Source organism: Pseudoalteromonas sp. SR45-5, from assembly GCF_014163565.1.
In the GTDB taxonomy this organism is placed as follows: Bacteria; Pseudomonadota; Gammaproteobacteria; order Enterobacterales; family Alteromonadaceae; genus Pseudoalteromonas; species Pseudoalteromonas distincta.
On sequence record NZ_JACJDN010000053.1, the window covers coordinates 1 to 11,238 of the forward strand.

Annotated in this window: 9 protein-coding genes; 7 read left to right on the forward strand and 2 right to left on the reverse strand. The window is 39.4% G+C overall.

Features of this window, described 5'->3' with window-relative positions; genetic code table 11:
- From seqA to H5072_RS03745, 7 genes are all read left to right on the forward strand, one after another.
- Nucleotides 1–579 (forward strand): replication initiation negative regulator SeqA (seqA, locus tag H5072_RS03715; protein ID WP_182692742.1); only part of this gene is annotated, 579 nt, incomplete at its 5' end.
- A 9-nt stretch (nt 580–588) separates the two neighbouring features.
- Entirely contained in the window at nt 589–2,226 is a 1,638-nt protein-coding gene (gene pgm / locus H5072_RS03720; RefSeq protein WP_182692743.1) for a phosphoglucomutase (alpha-D-glucose-1,6-bisphosphate-dependent), read from the forward strand.
- A 119-nt stretch (nt 2,227–2,345) separates the two neighbouring features.
- A complete protein-coding gene (gene astE, locus H5072_RS03725) occupies nt 2,346–3,398 on the forward strand; it encodes a succinylglutamate desuccinylase (protein WP_182692744.1) in 1,053 nt (350 codons plus the stop codon).
- A 265-nt stretch (nt 3,399–3,663) separates the two neighbouring features.
- Entirely contained in the window at nt 3,664–4,878 is a 1,215-nt protein-coding gene (locus tag H5072_RS03730) for a thiamine pyrophosphate-dependent dehydrogenase E1 component subunit alpha (RefSeq protein ID WP_182692745.1), read from the forward strand.
- Nucleotides 4,878–5,855: an alpha-ketoacid dehydrogenase subunit beta gene (locus tag H5072_RS03735; protein ID WP_182692746.1), complete on the forward strand. Its 978-nt coding sequence runs from the start codon at nt 4,878–4,880 to the stop codon at nt 5,853–5,855. The genes H5072_RS03730 and H5072_RS03735 overlap by 1 nt, the downstream gene beginning before the upstream one ends.
- Before the next feature lie 8 nt (nt 5,856–5,863).
- The gene (locus H5072_RS03740) at nt 5,864–7,450 is read left to right on the forward strand and encodes a dihydrolipoyllysine-residue acetyltransferase (protein ID WP_182692747.1); all 1,587 of its coding nucleotides are present in this window, start codon (nt 5,864–5,866) and stop codon (nt 7,448–7,450) included.
- Nucleotides 7,451–7,867: 417 nt separating this feature from the next.
- Nucleotides 7,868–8,233: a DUF805 domain-containing protein gene (locus tag H5072_RS03745; RefSeq protein WP_182692748.1), complete on the forward strand. Its 366-nt coding sequence runs from the start codon at nt 7,868–7,870 to the stop codon at nt 8,231–8,233.
- 61 nt (nt 8,234–8,294) lie between these two features.
- Here the strand turns inward: H5072_RS03745 and H5072_RS03750 are convergent, their stop codons facing one another.
- Nucleotides 8,295–9,464 carry a putative manganese transporter gene (locus H5072_RS03750; RefSeq protein ID WP_138489105.1) on the reverse strand — a complete coding sequence of 390 codons (1,170 nt, stop codon included), beginning with the start codon at nt 9,462–9,464 and terminating at the stop codon, nt 8,295–8,297.
- 120 nt (nt 9,465–9,584) lie between these two features.
- Nucleotides 9,585–11,210: a M28 family metallopeptidase gene (locus H5072_RS03755; protein WP_182692749.1), complete on the reverse strand. Its 1,626-nt coding sequence runs from the start codon at nt 11,208–11,210 to the stop codon at nt 9,585–9,587.
- Between the last annotated feature and the right edge of the window lie 28 nt (nt 11,211–11,238).

The window sequence follows — 11,238 nt, forward strand, 5'->3', positions numbered from 1 at the left end:
GACGACGAGTTATATCAGTATATTGCAAGCAATACGCAAAGTATTGGTGAAAGTGCATCCACTATTTTACGTCGTTTATTAAATCTGAGCGGCGAAAAAATTCAAACCGCAAACGTAGAACTAACTCAAAATAATCAAACTGCGACTACGTCTACCGCCACATTAAAAAGCTCAGAGCTACCTGCTGCTGAGACTGCAAAAAAACAAACGCCTGTAGCTCACGCACCCGTGAAGCAAAAAAGCGATAATGTTTTTAATGTATTAAATAAAGAAGAGCTGGCAATGCAGAAGGGTGTTGTTGGGCGCTTTTTGTTTATTTTAAGTGCATTTTACCGCACACATAAAACTGATTTTTCGGCTGTACTAGATATTAAAGGGCGTGACCGTGTTTACTTTGCTACTAGTAAAGAAGCCTTAGTAAATAGCGGTAGTAGTATGAACCCTAAAAACATAACTGATAGTGAATATTGGGTTATGACAAATTCTAATACAACGCGTAAAAAAATGATGCTTCATGAAGTTGCTCTTTGCCTTGGATATAGTGCAGAGCAAGCTGAAAAAATTCGCGATTACCTGTAAGGAAATATAATGGCTATTCACTCAGGCGCAGGCAAAACTGCTCCACAATCAGCACTGGTTAACGTACCTAAATTAGTATCTGCGTATTACTTAAACGAACCTGATCTTGAACAAAATCCAGAGCATTGTGTTGCTTTTGGTACATCAGGCCACCGTGGTTGTTCTTACGATGTTAAATTTAACGAGTCACACATTTTAGCGATTACTCAGGCTATTTGTGATTATAGAAAACAAAATGATATTTTTGGTCCGTTATTTTTAGGTAAAGACACACACGCACTGAGTGAGGCTGCATTTAATTCAGCTATTGAAGTTTTAGTTGCTAACGAAGTGCAAGTGATAACGCAAGAAAACGGTGACTTTACACCAACGCCAGTTATCAGCCACGCCATAGTTAGCCATAACAAGCTGCACCCAAATGAGCTTGCAGACGGGATTGTTGTTACGCCTTCACATAACCCTCCTGAAGATGGTGGCTTTAAATACAATCCACCTAATGGCGGACCTGCTGATACCGACGTCACTAAGTGGATTGAAGACAGAGCAAATCAACTTTTATTAGAAGACTTGGTTGAAGTTGAGTTATTCCCATTCGCTAAAGCTTCACGTTCAGGCTTTATTCGCTACGAAGATTTAATGACTCCTTATATTGATGATTTAGCAAATATCGTTAATTTAAAAGCCGTTAGCGATGCAGGTATCAAAATTGGTATCGATCCACTAGGTGGTTCAGGTATTAATTTTTGGCCTGTTATTGCTAAAAAATATAATTTAGATTTAACCGTCGTTAATGATGTTGTTGACCCACGTTTTGCTTTTATGCCACTTGATAAAGATGGCAAAATTCGTATGGATTGTTCATCACCTTATTCAATGGCAAACCTTATTGCATTAAAAGATGACTTTGATGTGTCTATTGGTAACGACCCTGACTACGATCGCCACGGTATTGTAACGCCAGATGGTTTAATGAATCCAAACCACTTTTTAGCAGTGGCAATTGATTACTTACTTAAACACCGTGATTGGAATGAAACAGTAGAGATTGGTAAAACACTGGTTTCTAGCTCTATGATCGATAAAGTAGCAGCGCGCAATAATCGAAAAGTAAAAGAAGTACCCGTAGGCTTTAAATGGTTTGTTGAAGGCTTAAGCAAAGGCAAGCTTGCATTTGGTGGCGAAGAAAGCGCAGGTGCTGCATTCTTACGTTTTGATGGCTCTGTATGGTGTACAGATAAAGACGGCTTTATTATGGGACTACTTGCTGCAGAAATACTTGCAGTAACAGGTAAAACTCCATCAGCGCTTTATAAAGAACTAGAACAAGAGTTTGGTTCTCCAATTTATAAACGCCTTGATGCACCGGCCTCAAGCGGCCAAAAGTCACGTTTAAAAGCATTGAGTGCTTCTGATGTTAAAGCAGATACACTTGCTGGCGAACCTATTTTGCAAAAACTGACTCATGCACCAGGTAACGATGCGGCAATTGGTGGTTTAAAAGTGGTCACTGAAAATGGCTGGTTTGCAGCGCGTCCATCAGGTACTGAAGATATTTATAAAATATACCTTGAATCATTTAAAGGTGAAGAGCATTTAGCGTTACTTGAAAAAGAAGCTAAAAAGCTTGTAGATTCAGTTATAAGCTAACTTAATCTAATAATTTTAAAACGGCTGATTTATTCAGCCGTTTTTGTTTCTATACCTCTACCTTGTGCATATATATGCATAAGAGTTTACTCTCACATTATTTTTAAAGGGCTTATTACATGTCAGCCAATCCATCTTACTTAAATGAATTAAAACAAACGGGCGATTTTTTAACGCTTAGTCGTGACAACGAATGGCATTTAGATGCAGGTGAATTTGTTTTAGATAATGGAACTCGTGTAAATATACACGATACCGGTGTAATTGAGTTTCAACCTGCTGTTAAAACAAGCAAAGATGTAATTTATTCAAGCGCTGTACACGGTAACGAAACTGCGCCAATTGAAATTTGTGATACGCTCATTAAACAAATTATAAAAGGTGAGCTAGTCCTTAAGCAGCATGTTTTATTTATTTATGGTAATCCACAATCAATTAATATTGGCCTGCGTTTTGTAGAAGAAAACTTAAATAGATTATTTAATGGTCACCATACAGTTGAAGGTGTACCAATGAATAATGAGCGTACTCGTGCTGCAAAGCTTGAGCAATACGTAAGCGATTTTTATACGCGTGGCGAGCAAGGCAGTAGCCGGTGTCACTACGACTTACACACTGCAATTAGAGGCTCTAAAAACGAAAAATTTGCTGTGTATCCATTTTTACATGGTAAGCCTTGGAAAAAGTCACAGTTACAATTTTTATTGAGTTGTGGTGTAAATACCGTACTTATGATGAAATCTCCTGCAACAACATTTAGCTATTATTCGTCATTTATACATGGAGCTGATTCATTTACCGTAGAGCTAGGTCAAGTTAAACCATTTGGCCAAAACGACATGGCTCGCTTTGAAAAAACAAAGCAAACCTTAACTGCATTAATTAGTCAAAATGAAGTTGAATATCCTGAATTTAATGCAAACGATTTTGAGTTATTTGCTGTCCATCGCACAATTAATAGAACGCAGGACGATTTTAGTTTTCCTTTTTCTGATAATGCTGAGAACTTTACTGGCTTTGCGAAAGGTGAACTACTTGCAACCGACGGTGATAAAGCGATTTACGCTGACGTTGAAGGAGAGGCTATTATTTTCCCAAATGCGAGCGTAGCATTAGGGCAAAGAGCACTCCTTACAGTTATTCCAATGGATATTGATAGCGATTTCGTCTAATTAAACTCATCAGACCACTGGTAGCTTCAAGTTAACTATATGATTACTATTAATTAAAGTAACCGTATCGTTAACTTGCCACTTATTTAACCTGTATTTGCTTTTGTTTCGTCCCAGAACTGTTGAATAACACTTTACGTTAACGTAAAGTGTTGGCAGCTTTAATTAAAGATAGTGCAGATGTTGCAAAGTTTAACCAGCAGCAATCACCCATAATAATAATTTAAAGGGGCACTGTTTTACCGACAACAAAAGAAGGTAGGTTATGAGTAATCCAAATAACGTATCGCTGAATATTAACCACGAGCTTGAATTTATTGATGGTCAAGCGCTTAATATTCCAACCCTTAGTATTTTAACTGAGGACGGCGACATTCATCCTAGTGCAACCGCACCTGATATTTCAAAACATACCGCTATTAAGTTATATGAAACAATGCGTTTTATACGTTTGTTAGATGAACGTATGCAAGGCGCGCAGCGCCAAGGCCGTGTTAGTTTTTATATGCAATGCCTAGGAGAAGAAGCCGCAGTTACAGCCTCTGCTGCTGCACTTGATCAAAACGATATGATCATGGCTCAATATCGTGAACAGGCAGCACTGCATTATCGTGGTTTTACGCTTGATCAATTTATGAACCAAATGTTCTCAAATGAATTGGATTTAGGTAAAGGTCGCCAAATGCCAATCCATTATGGTTCTAAAGCGCTAAACTACATGACGATTTCATCGCCACTGGGTACGCAAATACCACAGGCCACAGGTTATGCATATGGTCAAAAAATAAAGCATATCGACGCTAAAACAGGTGAGCTTGCAAGCACAATTGATAACGTGACTATTTGTTACTTTGGTGAAGGTGCTGCATCAGAAGGTGACTTTCATGCGGGCTTAAATATGGCGGCTGTTCACAAAGCGCCGGTTATATTTTTTGCACGTAATAACGGCTATGCCATATCTACCCCTGCTGATGAACAGTTTAAAGGCGATGGTATTGCGTCGCGTGGTGTGGGTTATGGCATTAAAACAATTCGTGTTGATGGCACAGATGCACTTGCTGTGTATGCGGCGACTAAAAAAGCACGCGAAATAGCCTCAACACAAGGTGAGCCTGTGCTTATTGAATCGATTGCTTATCGATTAGGCGCGCATTCTACCTCAGACGATCCCAGTGGTTATCGCTCTAAAGATGAAGAGGCAAATAATCAAATCTGTCCTATTGATAAATTTAGAAAATGGTTGGTCAAGCAAGATTGGTTAAACGAAGAGGACGACATAAAAGCAAAAGAGTCGATTCGTGAAGAAATTTTAGCAGCGCTTAAGCGTGCTGAAGTTGTTGCAAAGCCCGCTTTAGAAGAATTGGTATCTGACGTTTACGATACACCAATTCCATTATTGCAACGTCAGTACGAGCAATTAAAAGAACATATAAAACAGCATCCAGATGCTTACCCAGTAACCGCAGGGAGAATTAAGTAATGGCTAAAATGAACATGCTCCACGCAATTAACTCTGCCCTCGATATTACGATGAACGAACACCCTCAAGCCTGTATTTTTGGCGAAGATGTTGGTTACTTCGGTGGTGTATTTAGAGCAACATCAGGTTTGCAAGAAAAGTACGGTAAGCATCGCGTTTTTAATACGCCTTTAACCGAACAAGGTATTTTAGGCTTTGCTAATGGTTTAGCGGCATTTGGTGCGCCTGCATTGGCAGAAATTCAATTTGCTGATTATATTTTCCCAGCGTTTGATCAAATAGTAAATGAAGCCGCTAAATTTCGTTATCGCAGTGGTAATGAATTTAATGTAGGTAACTTAACTATTCGTACGCCTTATGGCGGTGGTATTGCTGGTGGCTTATATCACTCGCAATCACCCGAAGCTTATTTTGCACATACACCGGGCTTAAAAGTGGTTGTACCGCGTAACCCTTATCAAGCTAAGGGTTTATTACGTGCCTCTATTAAAGATGATAACCCTGTCATATTTTTTGAGCCTAAGCGTTTATATCGTGCATCAACAGGCGAAGTGCCAGAAGAAGATTATAGTATTGAATTAGGCACGGCTGAAGTAGTACAAGAGGGTACCGATATTACGCTTTTAGCGTGGGGTGCTCAAATCGAGATTATTGAAGAGGCAGCACAGCAAGCAAGCGAGCAAGGTATAAGCTGTGAAGTAATAGATCTTCGTAGTATTTTACCATGGGATGTTGAAACGATTGCTAAATCGGTTATTAAAACCGGCCGTTTAATCGTGAGCCATGAAGCGCCTATAACTAATGGCTTTGGTGCCGAGATAGCAGCAACAATACAACAAGAGTGTTTCTTGCATTTAGAGTCACCAATTTTACGTGTATGTGGTCTAGATACACCATACCCGTTGGCACTTGAAAAAGAATACGTACCGGACGCACTAAAAGTGTTGGCTGCAATTAAACAATCAATGGATTTTTAGGGGTTACCATGGCGAAAGATTTTATATTACCCGATATTGGTGAAGGCATTGTTGAATGCGAAGTTGTTGAGTGGCTAGTTCAAGAAGGCGATACCGTATCTGAGGACCAGCCAATTTGTGATGTGATGACAGACAAAGCATTAGTACAAATTCCAGCAGTGCATGATGGCATTATTTCAAAGCTATATTATCAAAAAGGTGAAATTGCTAAAGTACATGCTCCTTTATTTGCTATGGATGTAACTGGTGATAGTACGAGTAATGAAGTAGTAGAAGAGCCAGTTCAAGCTGAAAATCAAACTAATAACAATGCATCTGATGTAGTTGAGGACTTTATACTACCAGATATTGGTGAAGGTATTGTTGAGTGTGAGATTGTTGATTGGTTAGTCGCTGAAGGCGACGAAATAGAAGAAGACCAAGCGGTTTGTGACGTAATGACCGACAAAGCATTAGTACAAATTCCGGCAAAATATACAGGCACAGTAAAAAAAATATATTACCAAAAAGGTGAAATAGCAAAAGTACATAGCCCGTTGTTTCAAATGACAATTGCAGGCAGTGCAGTAAAGCCAAATGTTGATATAAACCAAGCGGTCGTAAAGGCTCAAACTAATGCTGTAGTTGAAAAAACAGCACCAGTTGAAACGCAACAAGCTGCTAAAGTTATCAATCAAAAAGCGGTTGCATCACCTGCGGTTCGTCGTAAAGCACGTGAGCTAGATGTTGATTTAACGTGCGTACCAGGTAGTGGTAAAAATGGACGTATTTACAAGCAAGATATTGAAGAGTTTGTAAAAGGCGAAGTGCCAAATACTATTGATACTTCACCGCTTAATAGCGATGCTTCTCAAAGTGCAGTACAAAACCAAACACAGAATCAAAGCGGTGGCGTACGAGTAGAGCAAATTAAAGGCATTAAAGCGGCCATGGCCAAGCAAATGGTGGCTTCGGTTTCAACTATTCCGCACTTTACGTTTAGTGATGAAATCGACTTAACACAGCTTATAGCTTTGCGCAGCTCCTTAAAAGAGCAGTACAAAGCACAAGGCGTAAAGCTCACCATGATGCCATTTTTTGTAAAAGCACTCTCGCTAGCAATGAAAGAGTACCCTGTACTTAATTCAAAAGTGAATGATGATTGCTCAGAGCTTACCTATTATAACGATCATAATATTGGTATAGCGGTTGATTCAAAAATTGGCTTGTTAGTGCCTAATATTAAATCGTGCCAGAGTAAGAGTATTGTTGATGTGGCTAATGATTTAACCCGCTTAACTCACTCAGCGCGAGAAGGGCGTGTTGCACCTGATGATTTAAAAGGTGGGACAATTAGTATCTCTAACATTGGTGCGATTGGCGGCACTATCGCAACCCCTATAATTAATAAACCAGAAGTAGCTATTGTTGCGCTTGGTAAACTACAGCATCTACCACGTTTTGACGAAAGTGGGCAGGTTGTGAGTAAAGCGATAATGCAAGTAAGTTGGTCTGGCGATCACCGTGTTATTGATGGCGGCACTATTGCACGCTTTAATAACCTATGGAAATCGTACTTAGAAAACCCATCGGCAATGATGATGGCTATGAGTTAATAATATAATTGTTTAAACCTAGGGCGTGTTGATCTTTGATGATTGAATTTGCAGCAGTATGTTTGGTTTTTAGGCAAGGCAGAGCCTATGAAGTGTGGTTACTCCCCATAAGTAGGCGATAACGCAGCATAAATGCCAAACATGCGCTGCCCTTCGGGTTCTGCCTAGGGGCGATAAACTCTTTGTTGCTCGGTTTTTACTTAGCCCACTAGGTTACAAACCTCGCGCCGCGATTAAATCGTCCCTAGATTGAACAAATTACAATCCGCAAAGGTCAACACGCCCTAATAAAAAAACCAGCAATTTGCTGGTTTTTTGTTTTAAATGAGTCTGTTTTTATTTAAGATACATGTGTTACTAAAAAGTAATAAAGTTAACCCCGTTAGGGAATATAAAAAATAACACTAAGGAAATTTCATGGAACATTATATGAACGCGCTTCGCAGCTACGCGGATTTTTCAGGCCGTAATCGTCGTAAAGCATATTGGATGTTTGTATTATTTAACTTCATTTTTTCGGTAGTTTGTAATGCGATTGATGGTGTACTAGGTACAATGTTCATTGGCACTATTTATAGCTTAGCGCTATTAATTCCTGGCTTAAGTGCTGGTGCACGTCGCCTTCATGATACTGGTCGTTCAGGCTGGTGGCAGTTACTTTGGTTAGTGCCAGTAATTGGTTGGATTGTTTTAATTGTTTTTCTTGCACAAAACTCACATGAAGGTGAGAACGATTATGGCCCAAATCCAAAAGAACTAGCTGCAGAGCCAGCAGCCGTATAAATAAAATAAGTTAACATCCTAAAAGCTCAGCAATAGCTGAGCTTTTTTGTTTATGGCAATTTTAACTTAAAAAGTAAAGGCCATAGCCAACGGCCAAAGCAGGAATAGATGTATACACAGTCGCAATTACAGCCGCTTTAGGTGCCATTGCAATTGCAGGAAATAACGCATCACCATCGTTAGATATTGCATTAGCAGTTAATGCACTAAATGGAATGATCCCCTGAATATATAACGTAGTAACAATTATTTGCGGACCACAACCGGGTAAAAAACCAATCACCACAGCAATAAGTGGCGCTAAATAAGCATAATGTGCAAACCAGTTTTTTAAATCAAGCCCTGCAATATTTACTAAAATCTCAAACAACATAAACGATGCCACTACCCATGCGGTCACAAAGTGTGTGTCTTGAAGTACTTTAATAATTTTAGAAGGTGGATTACATTCATCGTCTTCTGAGGTTACTTCTTTATAGCTTTCACCTTTAGAAGAATACGCCCATATAGTTACAGTAAATAACGCCATTGCAGCACCAAAAATACTAATACTTGTGCCTGTGTATTTTCCAAATTGATCAAAGTCGACATTAAATGCAATTAAAAAAGCAATAATGAGGCTTGGAATAATAGCGAACATCCAAACGGGTTTGCTTATTTTAATTATACGAGTTGGCAATACTTTAACTTGGTGTTTTTGTTCTTGCTTTGTTGGGCGTAAAAAGTCTTTTGCATGAAGGGCGTTTACTATAACACCACAAAGCGTGCCTACTACTAAGCCAATGGCCATTATGGTTAAACCTTCAGTAGGGCGAGTGGCAAGGAGTAAAAATGCGGCATCTCCCATTGTAGCTGTTAAAACAGCAACAATAGCCCCAAAACTTGCTTGGCCTTTTGTAAACTGGGTAACCACTATTATTGCACCACCACATCCAGGAAGAGCACCTAAAACGGCAGCAAAAAATATTTCTAATACCGGCGATTTAGCACTTAAATAACTAAGCTCTAATTGAGGTAAATGCTCTATGGCGTAGTAATAAATTAATAATGTAGCAGCAACAAATACGCTAACTTGAAAAAAAGCATCACTTAGTGCTGTTATTGTAATTTCACGAAGTGATGGCACAGCTAAGCATACCAGTAAAAAAAGTGGTAATAATAAACGTTTATTTTGGCTAACAAAGCGTTTAGAAGCGGGCGTAATAAATCCTATTTGAGAGAGTAAAATCATACAGTGTTACCAATTAAATAAACTTAGTAACACTGTATATTTTAATTAAATGATAATCAATATCATTTACATCTATTTAAATCGATTACTCTCTTTGAGTTTTTCGATGTTAAACCAATGCTACTTACGTTGAAATTCTGAGTTTGCATTCCACGTTGGCCATTGCTCTTGCTCCGAAATATCAAAACCTACTTTATAAAACAATTGTAAGTCTTGAACAGCACCCGATAAATCCCATTCGTCACGGTAACGATCACACGGTTGATGATAACAACCGCGAAGTACTAAACTCATGCGTTTACGGTAATTAGCTGTCTCTTCGTCAGCTGCGACTGTGCCGCCACCTGCGTACATGGCTGGAATGCCCATATTAGCAAATGCGAAGTGATCAGAGCGGTAATAACCACCAGATGATGGTTTAGGATCGCCTGATATTGTTCTGCCTTGCTCTTTAGCTGCAGTTGCTAAAAACTCATCCATTTGTGACTTACCAATACCGACCACATTCATGTCTTTTACTTTGCCTAATAAATTTAAGCTATCCATATTTATGTTAGCGACTGTTTTATCAGCTGCAATCACTGGGTTAGCTGCATAGTACTTAGAACCTAGTAAGCCTTGCTCTTCAGCCGTAACTGCTAAAAATGTCATTGAGCGGCTAGGATGCTTTGGTAATTTAGTAAACGCTTCAGCTACTTCAATTAGCCCAGCGGTACCCGTTGCATTGTCGTGAGCACCGTTATAAATTTGATCGCCTTTACGTGTTTTATCTGTACCTAAGTGATCCCAATGAGCCGAGTAAATAACATGCTCATCTGGTTTCTCACTACCAGGTAAAGTGGCAATAAAGTTATACGACACTGATTTTTTAATCGTATTTTTAACATTAACAGAAGCAGTTAAATCGCCCATATCAACATGGTAAGCACTTTTAGCAGCATTTGTTTTAACGGTATCAAAATCTAAACCTGCTTTAGTAAAAAGCTCTTTTGCTACGTCAGTTGTAACCCAGCCTTCAACGGCTACACGGTCCATGTTGTTGTTTTCTTTTTGAAAACCAAACTGCTCGCCGCTCCACGAGTTTTCAACAACCGACCACGGGTAAGAAGCAGGTGCTGTTTCATGAATAATAATTGCACCAGCGGCACCTTGTCGACTCGCTTCTTCGTATTTGTATGTCCAACGTCCATAATAGGTCATCGCGTCGCCAGTAAATAAAGTAGGGTCTTTTGTTGCAAAGCCCGGATCGTTAACCAGCATCACAACCGTTTTACCTTTAACGTCTAATCCTTCGTAATCATTCCAATTGTATTCAGGTGCGTTAACGCCGTAGCCCACAAATACAAGTTCAGAATTTTCTATGCCTTCTTGTGCGCTTATGCGGCTGCTACCCATAACCATGTCTTTTTTGTATTGATAGTCTTTACCACCAATACTTAATACCATGTTTGCATCAGCCTCAAGCGACACAAGTGGAACTTCTTGTAAGTAGCTGTCGCCATTACCTGGCTCTAAACCTAGGGCTTTAAACTGCGCAGTTAAATAATCAAGCGTTAGCTTTTCGCCAGGTGATGAAGGAGCACGGCCACCAAACTCATCCGATGCGAGTACTTTTACATGTTTAGCCAATTCATCAGCTTGAATACTGTTAGAACCATTTGTTACATCAGTAGGTGTAATACTTGTTGTTGCGCAACCTGCTAAAACAGCAGTAGCGAGGAGTGTGAGAGAGAAATAATGTTTCATGTCAGCTCTTTTTTTGTTTTAAGTTGTG